The sequence below is a fragment of the Pseudomonas sp. RC10-4-2 genome (assembly GCF_050433085.1).
In the GTDB taxonomy this organism is placed as follows: domain Bacteria; phylum Pseudomonadota; class Gammaproteobacteria; order Pseudomonadales; family Pseudomonadaceae; genus Pseudomonas; species Pseudomonas aeruginosa.
Map to the genome: position 1 here is coordinate 685,660 of NZ_JBNPXX010000001.1, position 20,341 is coordinate 706,000.

18 protein-coding genes are annotated in these 20,341 nt (G+C 65.8%); 15 read left to right on the plus strand and 3 right to left on the minus strand.

Going from position 1 to position 20,341, the window contains the following annotated elements:
- Positions 1–71: 71 nt before the first annotated feature.
- The 9 genes from FHW81_RS03250 to ispD all read left to right on the plus strand — a co-directional run bounded on the left by FHW81_RS03250 (position 72) and on the right by ispD (position 12,691).
- On the plus strand, positions 72–1,487 hold the full coding sequence (locus FHW81_RS03250) for an alanine/glycine:cation symporter family protein (protein WP_003092370.1): 1,416 nt from the start codon (positions 72–74) through the stop codon (positions 1,485–1,487).
- Positions 1,488–1,616: 129 nt separating this feature from the next.
- The gene (gene dnaE, locus FHW81_RS03255; protein ID WP_003098578.1) at positions 1,617–5,138 is read left to right on the plus strand and encodes a DNA polymerase III subunit alpha; all 3,522 of its coding nucleotides are present in this window, start codon (positions 1,617–1,619) and stop codon (positions 5,136–5,138) included.
- Between the two features lie 149 nt (positions 5,139–5,287).
- Entirely contained in the window at positions 5,288–6,238 is a 951-nt protein-coding gene (accA, locus tag FHW81_RS03260; protein WP_003109333.1) for an acetyl-CoA carboxylase carboxyl transferase subunit alpha, read from the plus strand.
- A gap of 69 nt (positions 6,239–6,307) precedes the next feature.
- Positions 6,308–7,636 (plus strand): tRNA lysidine(34) synthetase TilS, encoded by a 1,329-nt coding sequence (gene tilS / locus FHW81_RS03265; RefSeq protein WP_003119350.1) that lies wholly within the window; start codon positions 6,308–6,310, stop codon positions 7,634–7,636.
- 170 nt (positions 7,637–7,806) lie between these two features.
- Positions 7,807–9,435 (plus strand): CTP synthase, encoded by a 1,629-nt coding sequence (locus FHW81_RS03270; protein WP_003092366.1) that lies wholly within the window; start codon positions 7,807–7,809, stop codon positions 9,433–9,435.
- A 2-nt stretch (positions 9,436–9,437) separates the two neighbouring features.
- The gene (gene kdsA / locus FHW81_RS03275) at positions 9,438–10,283 is read left to right on the plus strand and encodes a 3-deoxy-8-phosphooctulonate synthase (RefSeq protein ID WP_003092365.1); all 846 of its coding nucleotides are present in this window, start codon (positions 9,438–9,440) and stop codon (positions 10,281–10,283) included.
- Positions 10,284–10,328: 45 nt separating this feature from the next.
- Positions 10,329–11,618, plus strand: a complete 1,290-nt coding sequence (eno, locus tag FHW81_RS03280) for a phosphopyruvate hydratase (protein ID WP_003092364.1) — start codon at positions 10,329–10,331, stop codon at positions 11,616–11,618.
- 64 nt (positions 11,619–11,682) lie between these two features.
- A complete protein-coding gene (gene ftsB / locus FHW81_RS03285) occupies positions 11,683–11,967 on the plus strand; it encodes a cell division protein FtsB (protein WP_003098569.1) in 285 nt (94 codons plus the stop codon).
- 19 nt (positions 11,968–11,986) lie between these two features.
- The gene (gene ispD / locus FHW81_RS03290) at positions 11,987–12,691 is read left to right on the plus strand and encodes a 2-C-methyl-D-erythritol 4-phosphate cytidylyltransferase (RefSeq protein WP_003092359.1); all 705 of its coding nucleotides are present in this window, start codon (positions 11,987–11,989) and stop codon (positions 12,689–12,691) included.
- Positions 12,692–12,751: 60 nt separating this feature from the next.
- Here ispD and yedF read toward each other — a convergent pair whose 3' ends face one another.
- From yedF to gfnR, 3 genes are all read right to left on the minus strand, one after another.
- Positions 12,752–13,000 carry a sulfurtransferase-like selenium metabolism protein YedF gene (yedF, locus tag FHW81_RS03295; RefSeq protein WP_034033823.1) on the minus strand — a complete coding sequence of 83 codons (249 nt, stop codon included), beginning with the start codon at positions 12,998–13,000 and terminating at the stop codon, positions 12,752–12,754.
- Positions 12,966–14,192 carry a selenium metabolism membrane protein YedE/FdhT gene (gene yedE, locus FHW81_RS03300; RefSeq protein ID WP_016852566.1) on the minus strand — a complete coding sequence of 409 codons (1,227 nt, stop codon included), beginning with the start codon at positions 14,190–14,192 and terminating at the stop codon, positions 12,966–12,968. Before yedE ends, yedF begins: the two co-directional genes overlap by 35 nt.
- A 75-nt stretch (positions 14,193–14,267) precedes the next feature.
- On the minus strand, positions 14,268–15,176 hold the full coding sequence (gene gfnR, locus FHW81_RS03305) for a glutathione-dependent formaldehyde neutralization regulator (protein ID WP_003122148.1): 909 nt from the start codon (positions 15,174–15,176) through the stop codon (positions 14,268–14,270).
- 131 nt (positions 15,177–15,307) lie between these two features.
- Here gfnR and FHW81_RS03310 point away from each other — a divergent pair, with 131 nt between their 5' ends.
- From FHW81_RS03310 to FHW81_RS03335, 6 genes are all read left to right on the plus strand, one after another.
- Positions 15,308–16,420, plus strand: a complete 1,113-nt coding sequence (locus tag FHW81_RS03310; RefSeq protein WP_003092351.1) for an S-(hydroxymethyl)glutathione dehydrogenase/class III alcohol dehydrogenase — start codon at positions 15,308–15,310, stop codon at positions 16,418–16,420.
- A gap of 53 nt (positions 16,421–16,473) precedes the next feature.
- A complete protein-coding gene (fghA, locus tag FHW81_RS03315) occupies positions 16,474–17,325 on the plus strand; it encodes an S-formylglutathione hydrolase (protein WP_003113869.1) in 852 nt (283 codons plus the stop codon).
- Positions 17,326–17,395: 70 nt separating this feature from the next.
- Positions 17,396–17,869 (plus strand): 2-C-methyl-D-erythritol 2,4-cyclodiphosphate synthase, encoded by a 474-nt coding sequence (gene ispF / locus FHW81_RS03320; RefSeq protein ID WP_003098560.1) that lies wholly within the window; start codon positions 17,396–17,398, stop codon positions 17,867–17,869.
- Positions 17,866–18,933, plus strand: coding sequence for a tRNA pseudouridine(13) synthase TruD (gene truD, locus FHW81_RS03325; RefSeq protein WP_017148389.1), 1,068 nt, complete (start codon positions 17,866–17,868; stop codon positions 18,931–18,933). The genes ispF and truD overlap by 4 nt, the downstream gene beginning before the upstream one ends.
- Positions 18,921–19,670 (plus strand): 5'/3'-nucleotidase SurE, encoded by a 750-nt coding sequence (gene surE, locus FHW81_RS03330; protein ID WP_003092341.1) that lies wholly within the window; start codon positions 18,921–18,923, stop codon positions 19,668–19,670. Before truD ends, surE begins: the two co-directional genes overlap by 13 nt.
- Before the next feature lie 32 nt (positions 19,671–19,702).
- Positions 19,703–20,338 carry a protein-L-isoaspartate(D-aspartate) O-methyltransferase gene (locus FHW81_RS03335; RefSeq protein WP_003098558.1) on the plus strand — a complete coding sequence of 212 codons (636 nt, stop codon included), beginning with the start codon at positions 19,703–19,705 and terminating at the stop codon, positions 20,336–20,338.
- The last annotated feature ends 3 nt before the right edge of the window (positions 20,339–20,341 follow it).

Sequence of the window (20,341 nt, forward strand, 5' to 3'; positions counted from 1 at the left end):
GAAACACGCGGCCTTCTACCCGGGAGGTCGGCTGACAACAATCCGCCACAAGCGGAACAGGGGAGTTATCCATGCAAGAATTCGCCACTCAGGTCGTCGACCTGCTCAACGGCCTTATCTGGGGCAAGATCCTCATCTGGCTGCTGGTCGGTTGCGGCCTGTACTTCACCGTGCGCCTGGGGCTGATCCAGTTCCGCCACTTCGGTCATACCTTCAGCGTGCTCAAGGGCAGCCGCCAGTCGGACGACTCGGGAATCTCCTCGTTCCAGGCGCTCTGCACCTCTCTGGCGGCGCGGGTCGGTACCGGCAACGTCGCCGGCGTGGCGGTAGCGATCACGCTCGGCGGTCCCGGCGCAGTGTTCTGGATGTGGGCGATCGCCCTGGTGGGGATGGCGACCGGCTTCGTCGAGGCGACCCTGGCCCAGTTGTTCAAGATTCGCGACGACAAGGGCCAGTTCCGTGGCGGCCCGGCCTACTACATGGAGAAGGGCCTGGGCGCGCGCTGGATGGGCATCCTGTTCTCGATCTTCCTGATCATCGCCTTCGGTTTCGTCTTCAACTCGGTGCAGGCCAATACCATCACCGGTGCCATGCAGGGCGCCTTCGGCGTGCCGACCTGGATCAGCGGCATCGCCGTGGTGATCCTCACCGCGTTGATCATCTTCGGCGGCCTGCGTTCCATCGCGCGCTTCTCCGAACTGGCGGTACCCTTCATGGCGGTGGCCTACCTGCTGCTGGCGGTGGGCATCATCCTGTTCAACCTCAGCGAACTGCCGGGCGTCCTGGCGATGGTGGTGAAGAGTGCCTTCGGCTGGCACGAGGCCGCCGCCGGCGGCATCGGCGCGGCGATCCTCAACGGCTTCAAGCGCGGCCTGTTCTCCAACGAAGCAGGCATGGGCTCGGCGCCCAACGCCGCCGCCTCGGCCACGCCCTATCCGCCGCACCCGGCGTCCCAGGGCTACGTGCAGATGGCCGGCGTGTTCATCGATACCCTGCTGATCTGTACCGCTTCCGCCGCCATCATCCTGCTGGCCGGACCGCAGGAAGGCGAGGGCATCATGCTGGTGCAGAATGCCCTGACCAGCCAGGTCGGCGATTGGGGCCGCTATTTCCTGGCGGTGATCATCCTGTTCTTCGCCTTCACCTCGATCGTCGCCAACTACTTCTATGCCGAGAACTGCCTGGTATTCCTCGAGCACAACCACCTGGCGGGCCTGTTGATCTTCCGCCTGATCGTGCTGGCGATGGTGATGTTCGGCGCGCTGGCTTCGCTGCCGTTCGTCTGGAACCTTGCCGACGTGTCGATGGGCCTGATGGCGATCACCAACCTGATCGCCATCCTGCTGCTGTCCAACCTCGCGATCAAGCTGGCCAAGGACTACAACGCCCAGCGCAAGGCCGGCAAGCTGCCGACCTTCGACGCCAGCCAGTTCCCGGAAGTCCAGCAGAAGCTCGAGCCGGGCATCTGGGACGACCGCCGCGCCTGAGCGCGGGGCGGGCGAGGCTTCTCGGCGTAGCCGAGGCGCATCGTCCGCTCTTGAACCTGTAGCTTTGCCACCGGGCCCGGTACAATCCGGGCCTTGTCGTTTTTGCGTTATTTCTGCTCCGGGGCCTTCATGACCGTATCCTTCGTTCACCTGCGTCTGCATACCGAATTCTCCCTGGTCGACGGCCTGGTCCGGGTCAAGCCCCTGGCCAAGGCAGTGGCAGGGCTGGGCATGCCGGCGGTGGCGGTCACCGACCAGAGCAACATGTGCTCGCTGGTGAAGTTCTACAAGACCGCCATGGGCGCCGGCATCAAGCCGATCTGCGGGGCCGACATCTGGCTCGCCAGCCGCGAGGAAGATGGCCCGCTCAGTCGCCTGAGCCTGCTGGCGATGAACGCGAAGGGCTATCGCAACCTCACCGAGCTGATTTCCCGCGGTTGGAGCGAAGGCCAGCGCAACGGCGAGATCATCATCGAGCGCGACTGGGTCAAGGAGGCGGCGGAAGGCCTGATCGCGCTGTCCGCGGCCAAGGAGGGCGAGATCGGCCACGCGCTGCTCGACGGCGAGGAAGCCAAGGCCGAGGCGCTGTTGCGCGAGTGGATGGAGGTGTTCCCCGAGCGCTTCTACGTCGAAGTGCAACGTACCAGCCGGGTCAACGACGAGGAGCACCTCCACGCGGCGGTGGCTTTGGCGTCACGCTGCAACGCGCCGCTGGTGGCGACCAACGACGTGCGCTTCATCAAGCAGGAAGACTTCGAGGCCCACGAGACCCGCGTCTGCATCGGCGAGGGGCGGACCCTCGACGATCCGCGGCGGCCGCGTACCTATTCGGACCAGCAATACCTGAAGTCGCCGGCGGAAATGGCCGAGCTGTTCAGCGACCTGCCGGAAGCGTTGGAAAACACCGTCGAGATCGCCAAACGCTGCAACATCGAGGTGCAGCTGGGCAAGTACTTCCTGCCGGACTTCCCCACGCCCAATGGCATGGGCATCGACGACTACCTGCGGCACGCCTCCTTCGAAGGTCTCGAGGAGCGCCTGGAGGTGCTGTTGCCGAAGGACACCCCGGACTACGAGGCCAAGCGCCAGGTCTATGTCGATCGCCTGAACTTCGAACTCGATATCATCATCCAGATGGGTTTCCCCGGTTACTTCCTCATCGTGATGGACTTCATCAAGTGGGCGAAGAACAACGGCGTACCGGTAGGCCCCGGGCGGGGCTCGGGCGCCGGCTCGCTGGTGGCCTACGTGCTGAAGATCACCGACCTCGATCCGCTGGCCTATGACCTGCTGTTCGAACGTTTCCTCAACCCGGAACGGATCTCCATGCCCGACTTCGACGTCGACTTCTGCATGGAGGGCCGCGACCGGGTGATCGACTACGTGGCCGACGCCTACGGGCGCAACGCGGTGAGCCAGATCATCACCTTCGGCACCATGGCGGCGAAGGCGGTGGTACGCGACGTGGCGCGGGTCCAGGGCAAGTCCTACGGTCTCGCCGACCGGCTGTCGAAGATGATCCCGTTCGAAGTCGGCATGACCCTGGATAAGGCCTACGAGCAGGAAGAAATGCTCCGCGACTTCCTCAAGAGCGACGAGGAAGCCGCCGAGATCTGGGAGATGGCCCTCAAGCTGGAAGGCATCACCCGCGGTACCGGCAAGCACGCCGGTGGCGTGGTGATCGCGCCGACCAAGCTGACCGACTTCTCGCCGATCGCCTGCGACGAGGAAGGCGGCGGCCTGGTGACCCAGTTCGACAAGGACGACGTGGAGGCGGCCGGCCTGGTGAAGTTCGACTTCCTCGGCCTGCGGACCCTGACCATCATCAAGTGGGCGATGGAGATCATCAACCGCGAGCAGGCCAAGAAGGGCCTGGAGCCGGTGAACATCGACTTCATCCCGCTGGACGACAAGCCGACCTATTCGCTGCTGCAGAAGGCCGAGACCACTGCGGTGTTCCAGCTCGAATCGCGCGGCATGAAGGAGCTGATCAAGAAGCTCAAGCCGGACTGCCTGGAAGACCTCATCGCACTGGTGGCGCTGTTCCGCCCGGGTCCTCTGCAGTCGGGCATGGTGGACGACTTCATCAACCGCAAGCACGGTCGCGCCGAGCTGTCCTATCCGCACCCCGATTACCAGTACGCCGGCCTGGAGCCGGTGCTCAAGCCCACCTACGGCATCATCCTGTACCAGGAACAGGTGATGCAGATCGCCCAGGTCATGGCCGGCTATACCCTCGGTGGCGCGGACATGCTGCGCCGGGCGATGGGCAAGAAGAAGCCCGAGGAAATGGCCAAGCAGCGCGGCGGTTTCATCGAGGGTTGCAAGAACAACGGCATCGATGCCGACCTCGCGGGCAACATCTTCGACCTGGTGGAAAAATTCGCCGGCTACGGCTTCAACAAGTCGCACTCGGCAGCCTACGGCCTGGTCTCCTACCAGACCGCCTGGCTGAAGACCCACTTCCCGGCGCCGTTCATGGCCGCGGTACTCACCGCGGATATGCAGAACACCGACAAGGTGGTGACGCTGATCGAAGAATGCCGGCACATGAAGCTGCGCATCGTGGCGCCGGACGTGAACAACTCCGAGTTCCGCTTCACCGTCGACGACGATGGCCGGATCGTCTATGGCCTGGGCGCGATCAAGGGCGTCGGCGAGGGGCCGGTGGAGGCGATCACCGAATGCCGCGCCGAAGGCGGGCCGTTCAACACCCTGTTCGACTTCTGCGACCGCGTCGACCTGAAACGCATCAACAAGCGCACCCTGGAAGCGCTGATCCGCGCCGGTGCGCTGGATCGCCTGGGGCCGCACTACCACGACGAGCTAAAGGCCTACCAGGCTACCGTCGACCTCAACCGCGCCGTGCTGCTGGCGGCGATGGAGGAAGCGATCCAGGCCGCCGAGCAGACCGCGCGCAGCCACGACAGCGGGCACATGGACCTGTTCGGCGGAGTCTTCGCCGAGCCGGAGGCGGATGTCTACGCCAACCACCGCAAGGTCAAGGAGCTGACCCTCAAGGAACGCCTGAAGGGCGAGAAGGACACCCTCGGCCTGTACCTGACCGGCCATCCGATCGACGAGTACGAAGGCGAGGTGCGGCGCTTCGCCCGCCAGCGCATCGTCGAGCTGAAGCCGGCGCGCGATACCCAGACGGTGGCCGGGCTGATCGTCAACCTGCGGGTGATGAAGAACAAGAAGGGCGACAAGATGGGCTTCGTCACCCTCGACGACCGCTCCGGACGGATCGAGGCCTCGCTGTTCTCCGAAGCCTTCGCCGCGGCCCAGTCGCTGCTGCAGACCGACGCGCTGGTGGTGGTCGAGGGCGAGGTCAGCCAGGACGACTTCTCCGGCGGACTGCGCCTGCGCGCCAAGCGCGTGATGAGCCTGGAGGAGGCGCGTACCGGCCTGGCGGAGAGCCTGCGGATGAAGCTGCACGCCGACCTGTTGAAGGGCGATCGCCTGCGCTGGCTGGGCGAGCTGTTCAACCGCCATCGCGGTTCCTGCCCGATCACCCTGGACTACACCAGCGCCGACGCCAAGGCCCTGCTGCAGTTCGGCGAGAGCTGGCGGGTGGATCCGGCGGACGATCTGATCCAGGCATTGCGTGACCAGTTCGGGCGCGACAACGTCTTCCTCAATTATCGTTAATCGCGATGGGCGATAACGCCGTTGTTCCGCGCTCTGCGGCGGGAAAACGCGGATCGCCCTTGCTCCCGGCTCGACCCCTGGCGCCCGATCCCGTAAGGTAGGGCGCCAAACGGAAACGGCCCACTAGAATCTGCGCACGACGGAAGCCTATGAACCCGAACTTTCTTGATTTCGAACAGCCGATCGCCGACCTGCAAGCCAAGATCGAAGAGCTGCGCCTGGTGGGCAACGACAATGCGCTGAACATCAGTGACGAAATCTCGCGTCTGCAGGACAAGAGCAAGGCGCTCACCGAAAACATCTTCGGCAATCTGTCCAGTTGGCAGATCGCCCAGCTCGCGCGCCATCCCAAGCGTCCCTATACCCTCGACTACATCGGCTACCTGTTCAGCGATTTCGAGGAACTGCACGGCGACCGGCATTTCGCCGACGACCCGGCGATCGTCGGTGGCGTTGCCCGCCTCGACGGTTCCCCGGTGATGGTCATCGGCCACCAGAAAGGCCGCGAAGTCCGTGAGAAGGTCCGGCGCAACTTCGGCATGCCGCGTCCGGAAGGCTATCGCAAGGCCTGCCGCCTGATGGAAATGGCCGAACGCTTCAAGATGCCGATCCTCACCTTCATCGACACGCCCGGCGCCTACCCGGGCATCGATGCCGAGGAACGCGGCCAGAGCGAGGCGATCGCCTGGAACCTGCGGGTGATGGCGCGACTGAAGACGCCGATCATCGCCACCGTGATCGGCGAGGGCGGTTCCGGCGGCGCGCTGGCCATCGGTGTCTGCGACCAGTTGAACATGCTGCAATACTCCACCTATTCGGTGATCTCGCCGGAAGGCTGCGCCTCCATCCTCTGGAAGACCGCCGAGAAGGCGCCGGAAGCCGCCGAGGCCATGGGCATCACCGCCGAGCGCCTGAAAGGCCTGGGCATCGTCGACAAGGTCATCGACGAACCGCTGGGCGGCGCCCATCGCGATCCGGCGAGCATGGCCGAATCGATCCGTGGCGAACTGCTGGCGCAACTGAAGATGCTCCAGGGCCTGGAAATGGGTGAGTTGCTGGAGCGTCGTTACGACCGCCTGATGAGCTACGGCGCGCCGTAAGCCATCCGGCGCACTGGTACGATCGACAAGCCCGGCATTCGCCGGGCTTGTCGCATGAGGAGCGCAAGCATGCCGGCGGTGCCGCTCGAATCCCGTCTGTTACAGGCCCTGGCGCCCTGGCGCGAAGCGGGGGGCTGGTGCGTGGCGTTTTCCGGCGGGCTGGATTCCACGGTGTTGCTGCATCTGCTCGCCCAACTGGCCCGGAGCGAAGCCTTGCCGGCGCTGTCGGCGCTGCATGTCCACCATGGCTTGCAGGCTGCGGCGGACGGTTGGCCGGCGCACTGCCAGGTGGTCTGCCGGTCGCTGGGTATCCCGCTGCGGGTCGAGCGGGTGCAGGTCGCCGTTGGCGGCAGCATCGAGCAGGCGGCGCGCGACGCCCGCTATCGCGCATTCCAGGCGAACCTGGGCGAGGGACAGGTGCTGCTCACCGCGCAGCACCTCGACGACCAGGCCGAGACCCTGCTGTTCCGCCTGTTGCGTGGAGCGGGCCTGCGCGGCCTGGCGGCGATGCCGGCGAGCCGGCCGCTGGGCGGCGGCCGCCTGTGCCGTCCCTTGCTCGGGGTTTCCCGCGCCGAACTGGAAGCCTATGCGCAGGCGCACCGGCTGGACTGGGTGGAGGATCCTTCCAACCAGGATCCGCGCTTCTCGCGCAACTACCTGCGCCGGGAGATCATGCCGCGTCTCGCCTCCCACTGGCCGCAGGCCGTCGCCGGCATGGCGCGCTGCGCGGCGCATCTGCGCGAGGCCGAAGACCTGCTGGCTGAACTGGCCGCCATCGACCTCCGGGCCTGCCGCCAACCCTCGGAACTGGATTGGCCGGACTGGCTGGATCTGCCCCGGATCGCCCTGGAGCCTCTGCGCCGCCTCAGCGCTGCGCGCCAGCGCAACCTGCTGCGGGCCTGGCTGGGGCAGCTGACGCGGTTGCCGGACAGTGACCACTGGGCCGGCTGGGAGTCGTTGCGCGATGCCGGCGACGATGCCGACCCGATCTGGCGCCTGGAGAGCGGCGAGCTGCGTCGCGGCGCGGGGCGGATCTGGTGGTTGCCGGCGGACTGGCGGGCGGCGGCGGGACCGTTCGTCTGGGAGCGTCCCGCTCATCCATTGCTTCTTCCCGGCAATGGTCGGCTGGCGTTGCTCGGCGAGGTTCCGGCGGGGCCGTTGCGCGTCGACTACCGGCGGGGTGGGGAGGTGCTGGCCCTGGCCGGGCGCGGTCGCCGCGACCTCAAGCGATTGCTCAACGAAGCGGGCGTACCGAGCTTCCTGCGCGGTCGTTTGCCGCTGCTCTTCCGAGCCGACGAACTGCTCGCGGTGGCCAACATTCCTGGCCTGGACAGTCCCCGCGAGGGGGGCTGGCGACTGTCCTGGAGCCCGCCGACGAACGACCCGGGTTTGAGCTAGTAAGCCGTTTCCAGTAGACTACGCTCCCGTCTTGTACTGCTCCCGCCGATTCCCTCCGGAATCAGCAGGAGTTTGCTTTGCCCACGGATTTGTCCGTGGCGGGAGCTGGCCTCCCTTCTCCGAATCCCCGGCGGTTGATCCCGCCTAAACGCTGACTTCTAGGGTTTTTCATGACGCGCTACATCTTCGTCACGGGTGGTGTTGTTTCTTCATTGGGGAAAGGCATCGCTTCGGCTTCTCTGGCTGCGATCTTGGAAGCGCGTGGCCTGAAGATCACGATGCTCAAGCTGGACCCTTACATCAACGTGGACCCGGGCACCATGAGCCCGTTCCAGCACGGTGAGGTCTTCGTGACCCAGGACGGCGCCGAGACCGACCTGGACCTGGGCCATTACGAGCGCTTCGTTCGTACCACCATGACCCAGAACAACAACTTCACCACCGGCCGCGTCTACATGGACGTGTTGCGCAAGGAACGCCGCGGCGACTACCTGGGCGCCACCGTGCAGGTGATCCCGCACATCACCGACGAGATCAAGCGGCGCATCATCAAGGGCGCCGGCGATGCCGACGTCGCCCTGGTGGAGATCGGTGGCACCGTCGGCGACATCGAGTCGCAGCCGTTCCTCGAGGCGATCCGCCAACTGCGCGTCGAGATCGGCGCCAAGCGCGCGATGCTGATGCACCTGACCCTGGTCCCGTACATCGCCACCGCCGGCGAGACCAAGACCAAGCCGACCCAGCACTCGGTCAAGGAGCTGCGCTCCATCGGCCTGCAACCGGACGTGCTGGTCTGCCGTTCCGACCACCCGATCGACGTCTCCTCGCGGCGCAAGATCGCGCTCTTCACCAACGTCGAGGAGCGCGCGGTGATCGCCCTGGAAGACGTCGACACCATCTACCGCATCCCGTCGGTGCTGCATGCCCAGGGCCTGGACGACATCGTCGTCGAGCGCTTCGGCCTGGAGTGCGGGCAGGCCGACCTGTCCGAATGGGACCGGGTGGTCGATGCCAAGCTCAACCCCGAGCGTGAAGTCACCATCGCCATGGTCGGCAAGTACATGGAACTGCTGGACGCGTACAAGTCGCTGATCGAGGCGATGACCCACGCCGGCATCCAGAGCCGCACCAAGGTCAACCTGCGCTACATCGACTCCGAAGACATCGAGCAGCAGGGCACCAGCCTGCTGGAAGGCGTCGACGCCATCCTGGTCCCGGGCGGCTTCGGCCTGCGCGGCGTGGAAGGCAAGATCAGCACCGTGCAGTACGCCCGCGAGAACAAGATCCCCTACCTGGGCATCTGCCTGGGCATGCAGGTCGCGGTCATCGAATACGCCCGCAACGTGCTCGGCTGGAGCGACGCCAACTCCACCGAGTTCGACAAGTCCAGCGGCCATCCGGTGGTCGGCCTGATCACCGAATGGCAGGACGCGACCGGCGCCACCGAGATCCGCACCGAAGCTTCCGACCTGGGCGGCACCATGCGCCTGGGCGCCCAGGAGTGCCAGCTGCAGACCGGCACCCTGGTGCACGACTGCTATGCCAAGGACGTGATCGTCGAGCGCCATCGCCATCGCTACGAAGTGAACAACAACCTGCTGCCGCAACTGGAACAGGCCGGCCTGAAGATTTCCGGCCGCTCCGGCGACGGCGCCCTGGTGGAAGTGGTCGAGGCCCCGGAGCATCCGTGGTTCGTCGCCTGCCAGTTCCACCCGGAGTTCACCTCCACACCGCGTGATGGCCACCCGCTGTTCAGCGGTTTCGTCAACGCCGCGCTGAAATATTCCGGGAAGGCCTGAGCATGGCACAGAAGATCGTTCGCGTCGGCGATATCCAGATCGGCAACGACCTGCCGTTCGTGCTGTTCGGCGGCATGAACGTGCTGGAGTCGCGCGACCTGGCCATGCAGGTCTGCGAAGAATACGTACGGGTTACCGAGAAACTCGGTATCCCCTATGTGTTCAAGGCCAGCTTCGACAAGGCCAACCGTTCCTCGATCCACTCGTTCCGTGGTCCGGGCCTGGAAGAGGGAATGAAGATCTTCGAAGAGATCAAGAAGACCTTCAAGGTACCGGTCATCACCGATGTCCACGAGCCGTTCCAGGCCCAGCCGGTGGCCGAGGTCTGCGACATCATCCAGCTGCCGGCCTTCCTCTCGCGACAGACCGACCTGGTGGTGGCGATGGCCAGGACCAACGCGGTGATCAATATCAAAAAGGCCCAGTTCCTCGCGCCCCAGGAGATGAAGCACATCCTGACCAAGTGCGAGGAAGCCGGTAACGACCGCCTGATCCTCTGCGAGCGCGGCTCCTCCTTCGGTTACAACAACCTGGTGGTCGACATGCTCGGCTTCGGCATCATGAAGCAGTTCGAGTACCCGGTATTCTTCGACGTCACCCACGCCCTGCAGATGCCTGGCGGTCGCGCGGACTCCGCCGGCGGCCGGCGCGCCCAGGTCACCGACCTGGCCAAGGCCGGGCTCAGCCAGAAGCTCGCCGGGCTGTTCCTCGAGGCCCATCCGGACCCCGAGCACGCCAAGTGCGACGGTCCGTGCGCGCTGCGCCTGAACAAACTCGAAGCCTTCCTGTCCCAGCTCAAGCAACTGGACGAGCTGATCAAGAGCTTTCCTGCAATCGAGACTGCCTAGTCTCCTCAGACCGCCCCGTTCATTCACTTCGGAGTGTTAACAAGAATGGCAAAGATCGTCGACATCAAGGGCCGTGAGGTCCTGGACTCCCGCGGCAACCCTACCGTTGAAGCGGACGTGATCCTGGACAACGGCATCGTCGGCAGCGCCTGCGCGCCTTCCGGTGCTTCCACCGGTTCCCGCGAGGCCCTCGAGCTGCGCGATGGCGACAAGAGCCGTTACCTGGGCAAGGGCGTGCTGAAAGCCGTGGCCAACATCAACGGCCCGATCCGCGACCTGCTGCTGGGCAAGGATGCGGCCGACCAGAAAGCCCTCGACCACGCGATGATCGAGCTGGACGGCACCGAGAACAAGGCCAAGCTGGGCGCCAACGCGATCCTCGCGGTGTCCCTGGCTGCCGCCAAGGCCGCCGCACAGGCCAAGGGCGTACCGCTGTACGCGCACATCGCCGACCTCAACGGCACTCCCGGCCAGTACTCCATGCCGGTGCCGATGATGAACATCATCAACGGCGGCGAGCATGCGGACAACAACGTCGATATCCAGGAATTCATGGTCCAGCCGGTCGGCGCGAAGAACTTCGCCGAGGCGCTGCGCATGGGCGCCGAGATCTTCCATCACCTCAAGGCCGTGCTGAAGGCCCGTGGCCTGAACACCGCCGTCGGTGATGAAGGCGGCTTCGCGCCGAACCTGTCGTCCAACGAAGACGCCCTGGCCGCCATCGCCGAGGCCGTCGAGAAGGCCGGCTACAAGCTGGGCGACGACGTGACCCTGGCCCTGGACTGCGCCTCCAGCGAGTTCTTCAAGGACGGCAAGTACGACCTGGAAGGCGAAGGCAAGGTATTCGACGCCGCCGGTTTCGCCGACTACCTGGCCGGCCTGACCCAGCGCTACCCGATCATCTCCATCGAGGACGGCATGGACGAGTCCGACTGGGCCGGCTGGAAAGGCCTGACCGACAAGATCGGCGCCAAGGTCCAACTGGTCGGCGACGACCTGTTCGTGACCAATACCAAGATCCTCAAGGAAGGCATCGAGAAGGGCATCGGCAATTCGATCCTGATCAAGTTCAACCAGATCGGTTCGCTCACCGAGACCCTGGAAGCCATCCAGATGGCCAAGGCCGCCGGCTATACCGCGGTGATCTCGCACCGCTCCGGCGAAACCGAGGACTCGACCATCGCCGACCTGGCCGTGGGTACCGCCGCCGGTCAGATCAAGACCGGTTCGCTGTGCCGCTCCGACCGCGTGTCCAAGTACAACCAGTTGCTGCGCATCGAAGAGCAACTGGGCGCCAAGGCGCCGTACCGTGGTCGCGCGGAATTCCGCGGCTGAGCCTAGTCTGGTACGGTGAAGGGGTGGCAAGAGCCACCCCTTTTCTTCTCAAGGAGTTCGAGGCTTGAGGTTACGTAGCCCCTACTGGCTGTTCGTGGTGCTGATCCTGGCGCTGGCGGGCCTGCAATATCGCCTGTGGGTCGGCGATGGCAGCCTGGCGCAGGTGCGCGACCTGCAGAAGCAGATCGCCGACCAGCATGGCGAGAACGAGCGCCTGCTGGAGCGCAACCGGATTCTCGAAGCCGAAGTCGCCGAGCTGAAGAAAGGCACCGAGACCGTCGAGGAGCGTGCGCGGCACGAGCTCGGCATGGTCAAGGACGGCGAAACCCTCTACCAGCTCGCCAAGTGAGCTGACGACCCTTCTCCCGATGACGACTTCCGACCTTCCCGCCTTCTGGACGGTGATCCCCGCCGCCGGCGTGGGTTCGCGCATGCGCGCCGACCGCCCGAAGCAATATCTCGATCTTGCCGGTCGCACCGTGATCGAGCGCACCCTCGATTGTTTCCTCGAACACCCGATGCTCAGGGGCCTGGTGGTCTGCCTGGCCGAGGACGATCCCTACTGGCCCGGGCTGGACTGCGCCGCCAGCCGGCATGTGCAGCGCGCCGCCGGGGGCGCCGAGCGCGCCGGCTCGGTGTTGAACGGCTTGCTGCGCCTGCTGGAGTTGGGGGCACAGGCCGACGACTGGGTGCTGGTGCATGACGCCGCGCGGCCGAACCTGACCCGCGGCGACCTCGACCGCCTGCTCGAAGAACTCGCCGAAGATCCGGTCGGCGGGCTGCTGGCGGTGCCGGCGAGGGACACTCTCAAGCGCTCCGACCGCGACGGCCGGGTCAGCGAAACCATCGACCGCTCGGTGGTCTGGCTGGCCTATACGCCGCAGATGTTCCGCCTCGGCGCCCTGCACCGGGCGCTGGCCGATGCGTTGGTGGCCGGCGTGGCGATCACCGACGAGGCTTCGGCGATGGAGTGGGCCGGCTATGCGCCGAAGCTGGTGGAAGGGCGCGCCGACAACCTGAAGATCACCACCCCGGAAGACCTGCTGCGCCTGCAGCGCAGTTTTCCGCACTGAACCCTGGCACAAGAAAGCCGACCCGAGGGTCGGCTTTCTTGTCGTTGCAGGCTCGCTCGTTCAGCTTTCCAGCGGCACCTCTATGAGGAAGCGGAACAGCGCGCCATGCTGCTCCACCGCCAGGCATTTGTAGCCCTGGCGCTGGGTATCTTCGGGAATCCCGTGGACCGATTGCGAGCAGTCGGTGACCACTTCCAGGTGTTCGCCCGGCTGCATGGTCGCCAGGGTTTCCAGGGTGGCGATGGCGTTGTACGGGCAATGTTCGCCGCGCAGGTCAAGCGACAGGGTCGGTTTGTCGGTCTGGCTCATGGTTCGGTTTCCGCGGTCGGGTGAATCGGGAGGCGTTCAGTTGCACCAGCAGCAGGCACAGGGCCAGGCCGGCGAAGGTCAATAGCAGGCCGTTGCCGGGCCCGAAGCTTTCCAGCAGGTTGAGCTTGGGATAGGGCAGGGCGAGGCGGGTGCCCAACTGGTCCCAAAAGATCGCCACCAGGGTTCCGCCGATGACGTTGCCGATGCCGACCACCCAGAAGTGCACCTGGCCCTCCATCGAGCGGTACATCCAGCCGGTCTCGCAACCGCCGGCGAGGACGATGCCGATGCCGAAGAGAATGCCGCCGATGATCGCATTCGGGCCCATCCAGAAGATCTTCGGCGCGACGCCCAGGCGGATCGCGGCGAAGGTACCGATGCAGGCGGCCGCCATGCCGAGCAGGATGCCGAAGGCGGCGCGGGTCCGGCCGGTGGTCCAGAGGTCCCGTGCGGCGCTGGTGAAGCAGATCTGCGCGCGCTCGATCAGGCCGCCGAACAGCAGGCCGAACAGGCAGGCCATGCCCAGCACCAGCGATACCTCGAAGCGCCAGGCGGCGAACAGCGCGGCGAGCGCCAGCACCGCCAGGCCCAGGCGGGCCTGCAGGCGTGCGCGTCGGGCCAGGCTTTCGGCGCTGGGCAGGGCGCTGGCCGTGGCGCCGACTTTCAGCGGTGTGCGCAGGAGCGGCAGCAGGCTGATCTTCACGCCGATCCAGGCGCCGCCGACGGTGGCGAACATGAAGGCCCAGGCGTGCAGGGAAAACATCGGGATACCGGTGAAGAACGCCGCCAGGTTGCAGCCCATCGCCAGGCGCGCGCCGAAGCCGGCGACGATACCGCCGACCAGACCCTGCAGCAGGCGACGTTTGCTGGTCGGCCAGCGCAGGCTGACGTTGCCGGCCCAGAGGGCGCAGCACAGGGCGCCGAGGAACATGCCGATGATCATCACTCCGTCGATCCGGTCCAGCGGCGTGCCTTGAAGGCCGATCAGCCTGAAGTAGCTCCAGTCCTGTGGCTGGTAGCCGAACCAGGACAGCACGTGGCCGCCCCAGCGGGTGAATTCGCCGGTCACCGCCCAGAAGGTGCCGGTGAGCGCGAAGTAGTAGGCGGAGGCGACGCCGAGGGCGACCAGCGCCGGCAGCGGCGACCAGAACCTCACCAGGTAGCGTTGGCGAAACGCATTGAAGGCAGACATGCGACTTCCTTGAATCGATAGCGGGTGGAACGGGAAACCGCCAAGTCTATCGCAGCGGTGAATCGCCTTACTGCTTCAGCGCAGGTTTTTCTCCCCGGCGAGTCCCGGATGGGATTGCGCCAGGCCTTCCTTGAGATAGTCCACCAGTTGCCTGACTTTCGGCGACAGGTGCCGCTGCTGCGGGTACAGCGCCCATACCGCGGTATTCGGCGGCTGGTGGCCTTCCAGCAGGGAGACCAGGCGGCCGTTGCGCAGATGCTCGATCACATAGTAGTCGGGCAGCTGGCACAGGCCGAAGCCGCGCAGGGCGGCGTCGAGCACCGCCTGGCCGCTGTTGCAGCGCCAGTTGCCCTGGACCCGGTGCTGGGTTTCCCGGCCGTCCTCGAGGAAGCTCCACAGGTCGCTGCTGCCGATCAGGCAGTTGAACTGGCCGAGTTCCGCCGGCGACTGCGGAGTGCCGTGGCGGCGCAGGTATTCCGGGGTGGCGCAGAGGTACATGACGCGTGGTGCCAACCGTGTGGCGACCAATCGCGAATCGCTCAGGCGGCCGAGGCGGATGGCCAGGTCGAAGCCCTCGTGGAGCAGGTCCAACTGGCGGTTGGACAGCTCGATGTCGACCCGCAGTTGCGGATAGTCGGCCATGAAGGCATTCACCAGTGGCACGATGAAACGTTCGCCGTAGGCTACCGCGCAGGTCATGCGCAGCAGGCCCTTGGGCTCCGCGGAGAGGTCGCTGACCGCGCGCAGGGCTTCGTCGCGGGCGTCCTGCAGGCGCTGGCAATGTTGCAGGAAGGTCTGTCCGGCTTCGCTCAGCGATACTCGCCGGGTGCTGCGGTAGAGCAGGCGGGTCTGCAGGCGCTCCTCCAGGCGGGCGACCTGGCGGCTGATGTGCGACGAGGAAACGCCCATGCGTTCGGCTGCCGCGGTGAACTGCCCGGTTTCGGCGACAGCGACGAATTCGTCGAGTCCTTCCCAGCGATTCATCTGGATTGTCCCTGTATGGCAATAATGTTTTGATTATTGCCTGATTATTCCTTGAAACGCGGTTTTCTACACTTTCCGTTTCAGTGGGTCGCTTAGCGGCCCGCCGGCTTCCATCGTTCAGGAGTTCCCAGATGATCAAGTCCCGTGCCGCCGTCGCCTTCGCCCCCAACAAGCCGTTGGAAATCGTCGAGGTGGATGTGGCGCCGCCGCAGAAGGGCGAGGTACTGGTGCGCATCGTCGCCACCGGCGTCTGCCATACCGACGCGTACACCCTGTCCGGCCAGGATTCCGAGGGGGTGTTCCCGTGCATCCTGGGCCACGAAGGTGGCGGCATCGTCGAAGCGGTGGGCGAGGGCGTGACCTCCCTGCAGGTGGGCGACCATGTCATCCCGCTCTACACCGCCGAGTGCGGCAAGTGCAAATTCTGCCTGTCCGGCAAGACCAACCTCTGCCAGGCCGTGCGCGCCACCCAGGGCAAGGGCCTGATGCCCGACGGCACCAGCCGTTTCTCCTACAAGGGCGAGCCGGTCTTCCACTACATGGGCTGCTCGACCTTCTCCGAATACACCGTGCTGCCGGAAATTTCCCTGGCGAAGATTCCCAAGGATGCCCCGCTGGAGAAGGTCTGCCTGCTTGGCTGCGGCGTCACCACCGGGATCGGTGCCGTGCTGAACACCGCCAAGGTGGAAGAGGGCGCTACCGTTGCCATCTTCGGCCTGGGCGGCATCGGCCTGGCAGCGATCATCGGGGCGAAGATGGCCAAGGCCGCGCGCATCATCGCGGTCGACATCAACCCGGGCAAGTTCGATATCGCCAGGGAACTGGGCGCCACCGACTTCATCAATCCGAAGGACTACGACAAGCCGATCCAGGACGTCATCGTCGAACTGACCGATGGCGGCGTCGACTACTCCTTCGAGTGCGTCGGCAACGTGCAGTTGATGCGCGCCGCGCTGGAATGCTGCCACAAGGGCTGGGGCGAGTCGGTGATCATCGGTGTCGCCGGTGCCGGCCAGGAAATCAGCACCCGGCCGTTCCAACTGGTCACCGGCCGCGTCTGGCGCGGTTCGGCGTTCGGCGGGGTGCGCGGGCGCAGCGAGCTGCCGAGCTATGTCGAGAAGGCGCAGAAGGGCGAGATCCCGCTGGATACCTTCATCACCCACACCATGGGGCTGGAGGACATCAACGAGGCCTTCGAGCTGATGCACGAAGGCAAGAGCATCCGCACCGTCATTCATTACTGACAAGCCGTCGCGGCGGGCCCTGCGGCTCGCCACGACCGTTTCACGGAGGTCACGTGAAGGATTCCCTCGAACTGATCGGCAGCCAGAAGACCTTCGGCGGCTGGCACCAGCGTTACCGTCATTTTTCCCGGACCCTGAACTGCGAGATGGTCTTCGCCATCTACCTGCCGCCCCAGGCCGAGCCGGAGGCGGCGCTGCCGGCCCTGTACTGGCTGTCCGGGCTGACCTGTACCGACGAGAACTTCATGCAGAAGGCCGGCGCCCAGCGGGTCGCCGCCGAACTGGGATTGGTACTGGTGGCGCCGGATACCAGCCCGCGCGGCAGCGGTGTCCCCGGCGATCCCGACGGCGCCTGGGACTTCGGCCTGGGCGCAGGCTTCTACCTGAACGCCACGCAGGAGCCCTGGGCCGCGCACTACCGCATGCACGACTACGTGGTGCACGAGTTGCCGGCGCTGATCGAGGCGCATTTCCCGGTGTCCCGGCGGCGCGGCATCAGCGGGCACTCGATGGGTGGGCATGGCGCGCTGGTTTGCGCGCTGCGCAACCCGGGGCGCTACCTGTCGCTGTCGGCCTTCGCGCCGATCTGCCATCCGAGCGATTGCCCCTGGGGCCAGAAGGCGTTCTCCCGCTACCTGGGCGAGGACCCGGCGGCCTGGCGCGAGTGGGATGCCTGTGCGTTGCTCGAGGGTGCGTCCGAACGCTTGCCGATCCTGGTCGACCAGGGCGAGCGCGACGACTTCCTCGCCGTCCAGCTCAAGCCGGAAGCGCTACGCAATGCGGCGGACAAGGCCGGCCACCCGCTGGAGCTGCGTCTGCAACCAGGCTACGACCACAGCTACTACTTCATCGCCAGTTTCATCGAGGATCACCTGCGCCATCATGCCGGGGTTCTCAACGGTTGATCCGCGATACCTGAAGCCTGTCCCGATCCGGGGTAGAATCACGCCCTGATTCCAACCAGGGCGTTTTTTCATGCGAATTGGCCATGGCTACGACGTGCATCGCTTCGGCGAGGGCGACTTCATCACCCTCGGCGGCGTGCGCATTCCCCACAAACATGGGCTGGTCGCCCACTCCGACGGCGACGTGCTGCTGCACGCCTTGTCCGATGCGCTGCTCGGCGCGGCGGCGCTGGGCGACATCGGCAAGCACTTCCCGGACACCGACCCGCGGTTCAAGGGCGCCGACAGTCGCGCGCTGCTGCGACACGTGGTCGCCATCGTCGCCGAGAAGGGCTGGAAGGTCGGCAACGTCGATGCCACCATCGTCGCCCAGGCGCCGAAGATGGCGCCGCACATCGAGACCATGCGCGGGTTGATCGCCGAGGACCTCGGCGTCGCGGTCGACCAGGTCAACGTCAAGGCCACCACTACCGAGCGGCTAGGTTTCACCGGACGCGAAGAGGGCATTGCTGTACATGCGGTCGCTTTGCTGATGGCCCGATGAGCGTTCTCGGCGAACTCGACCTGCTCGGGCCGCGCGCCCATGGGGCAGCCTGCGGCGAGGCGGTGCTCAAGGCCGTGGCCGAGGACTTCCAGGTCGACGAGGTGCTGGACATTCCCCTCAGCGGTGAAGGCGAGCACCTCTGGTTGTGGGTGGAAAAGCGCGGATTGAACACCGAGGAGGCGGCCCGTCGCCTCGGCCGCGCCGCCGGCGTGCAGCAGAAGAACGTCAGCTACGCCGGGTTGAAGGACCGCCAGGCCCTGACCCGGCAATGGTTCAGCCTGCACCTGCCGGGCAAGGCCGATCCCGACCTGGGTGCAGCCGAGGGCGCGGACCTGCGGATTCTTCGCTGCACCCGTCATTCGCGCAAGTTGCAGCGAGGCGCGCATGCCGCCAACGGCTTCACCCTGCGTCTGACCGGGCTGCGGGCGGAGCGTGCCGTTCTCGACGCGCGCTTGGAACGTATCGCCGCGGACGGCGTGCCCAATTATTTCGGCCTGCAACGCTTCGGCCACGGCGGCGGCAACCTGGTCGACGCGCGCAGTTGCGCGGAACAGGACCTGCTGCCGGCGAACCGCAACCTGCGTTCGCGCTTCCTTTCCGCCGGGCGCAGCTACCTGTTCAATCGCCTGCTCGCCGAGCGGGTCGCGGAGGGTAGCTGGAACCGGGCAGCGGTCGGCGACCTGCTGGCCTTCACCGACAGCCGCAGCTTTTTCCTCGCTGGCGAGGAAGAATGCCGCGATGCCCGTCTGGCCGCCCTCGACCTGCACCCCACCGGACCGCTCTGGGGCGAGGGCGATCCGCCGAGCGGCGCCGGCGTCCTCGAACGCGAGCTGGCCCTGGCCGGGCGCGAGCCGGCGCTCTGCCGCTGGCTGGCGAAGGCGGGCATGGCGCACGAACGGCGCATCCTGCGGCTCCCCATCCAGGGGCTGGCGTGGCATTATCCCGAACCTGATGTTCTGCAACTGGAATTCGTCCTGCCGGCCGGTTGTTTCGCCACCGTAGTGGTGCGTGAAATCCTCGACCTGGTACCGACAGGGCAGACGGAAAACCCATGCGCATACTGATTGCCAACGACGACGGGGTGACCGCACCCGGTATCGCCGCGCTTTACGACGCGCTGGCGGATCATGCCGATTGCGTAGTGATCGCCCCCGACCAGGACAAGAGCGGCGCCAGCAGTTCCCTGACGCTGGACCGCCCGCTGCACCCGCAGCGCCTGGACAACGGATTCATCAGCCTCAACGGCACGCCGACCGACTGCGTGCACCTGGGCCTGAACGGCTTGCTGGAGGAATTGCCGGACATGGTGGTCTCGGGTATCAACCTGGGCGCCAACCTCGGCGATGACGTCCTCTATTCCGGTACCGTGGCGGCGGCCATCGAAGGGCGCTTCCTGAAGGGGCCGGCCTTCGCCTTCTCGCTGGTCTCGCGGTTGACGGACAACCTGCCCACTGCCATGCACTTCGCCCGCCTGCTGGTCTCCGCCCACGAGCGCCTGGCCGTGCCGCCGCGTACCGTGCTCAACGTCAATATCCCGAACCTGCCGCTGGATCGCGTACGTGGTATCCAACTGACCCGCCTCGGGCACCGTGCCCGTGCCGCCGCACCGGTGAAGGTGGTCAATCCGCGCGGCAAGGAAGGCTACTGGATCGCCGCGGCCGGCGATGCCGAGGACGGCGGGCCGGGGACGGATTTCCACGCGGTCATGCAAGGCTACGTGTCGATCACTCCGTTGCAGCTGGACCGTACCTTCCACGAAGCCTTCGGCGGCCTCGACGAGTGGCTGGGAGGACTGACGTGATGTCCGAAGACCTGCATCGCCGGGGTATCGGCATGACCTCCCAGCGTACCCGAGAGCGCCTGATCCAGCGCCTGTACGAAGAAGGTCTGTCCAACGCCCACGTGCTCGAGGTGATCCGCCGCACGCCGCGTCATCTGTTCGTCGACGAGGCGCTCTCGCATCGCGCCTACGAAGACACTGCCCTACCGATCGGCCACAACCAGACCATTTCCCAGCCGTTCATGGTGGCGCGGATGACCGAGTTGCTGCTGGCGGCCGGCCCGCTGGACAAGGTCATGGAGATCGGTACCGGGTCCGGCTACCAGACCGCGGTGCTGGCTCAACTGGTCGAGCGGGTCTTCTCCGTCGAGCGGATCCAGGCGTTGCAGGACAAGGCCAAGGAGCGTCTTGCGGAGCTAAACCTGCGTAATGTTGTCTTTCGTTGGGGCGATGGCTGGGAAGGCTGGTCGGCGTTGGCTCCCTACAATGGAATCATCGTCACCGCGGCGGCCACGGAAGTCCCGCAGTCGTTGCTGGACCAGTTGGCCCCGGGGGGGCGCCTGGTGATCCCGGTCGGTGGCGGCGAGGTCCAGCAACTGATGCTGATCGTCCGCACCGAGGACGGGTTCAGCCGCCAGGTACTCGACTCGGTACGTTTCGTCCCGCTGCTCAACGGCCCGATCGCCTGAGCC

What these genes read in the sequence shown, in the direction of transcription:
- ispD (WP_003092359.1), top strand. Translation starts at nt 11,987, where the DNA reads ATGACGACTTCCGACCTTCCCGCCTTCTGGACGGTGATCCCCGCCGCC.
- truD (WP_017148389.1), top strand. Translation starts at nt 17,866, where the DNA reads ATGAGCGTTCTCGGCGAACTCGACCTGCTCGGGCCGCGCGCCCATGGG.
- surE (WP_003092341.1), top strand. Translation starts at nt 18,921, where the DNA reads ATGCGCATACTGATTGCCAACGACGACGGGGTGACCGCACCCGGTATC.
- FHW81_RS03335 (WP_003098558.1), top strand. Translation starts at nt 19,703, where the DNA reads ATGACCTCCCAGCGTACCCGAGAGCGCCTGATCCAGCGCCTGTACGAA.
- FHW81_RS03270 (WP_003092366.1), top strand. Translation starts at nt 7,807, where the DNA reads ATGACGCGCTACATCTTCGTCACGGGTGGTGTTGTTTCTTCATTGGGG.
- yedF (WP_034033823.1), bottom strand. Translation starts at nt 13,000, where the DNA reads ATGAGCCAGACCGACAAACCGACCCTGTCGCTTGACCTGCGCGGCGAA.
- ispF (WP_003098560.1), top strand. Translation starts at nt 17,396, where the DNA reads ATGCGAATTGGCCATGGCTACGACGTGCATCGCTTCGGCGAGGGCGAC.
- kdsA (WP_003092365.1), top strand. Translation starts at nt 9,438, where the DNA reads ATGGCACAGAAGATCGTTCGCGTCGGCGATATCCAGATCGGCAACGAC.
- eno (WP_003092364.1), top strand. Translation starts at nt 10,329, where the DNA reads ATGGCAAAGATCGTCGACATCAAGGGCCGTGAGGTCCTGGACTCCCGC.
- yedE (WP_016852566.1), bottom strand. Translation starts at nt 14,192, where the DNA reads ATGTCTGCCTTCAATGCGTTTCGCCAACGCTACCTGGTGAGGTTCTGG.
- dnaE (WP_003098578.1), top strand. Translation starts at nt 1,617, where the DNA reads ATGACCGTATCCTTCGTTCACCTGCGTCTGCATACCGAATTCTCCCTG.
- FHW81_RS03250 (WP_003092370.1), top strand. Translation starts at nt 72, where the DNA reads ATGCAAGAATTCGCCACTCAGGTCGTCGACCTGCTCAACGGCCTTATC.
- accA (WP_003109333.1), top strand. Translation starts at nt 5,288, where the DNA reads ATGAACCCGAACTTTCTTGATTTCGAACAGCCGATCGCCGACCTGCAA.
- tilS (WP_003119350.1), top strand. Translation starts at nt 6,308, where the DNA reads ATGCCGGCGGTGCCGCTCGAATCCCGTCTGTTACAGGCCCTGGCGCCC.
- gfnR (WP_003122148.1), bottom strand. Translation starts at nt 15,176, where the DNA reads ATGAATCGCTGGGAAGGACTCGACGAATTCGTCGCTGTCGCCGAAACC.
- FHW81_RS03310 (WP_003092351.1), top strand. Translation starts at nt 15,308, where the DNA reads ATGATCAAGTCCCGTGCCGCCGTCGCCTTCGCCCCCAACAAGCCGTTG.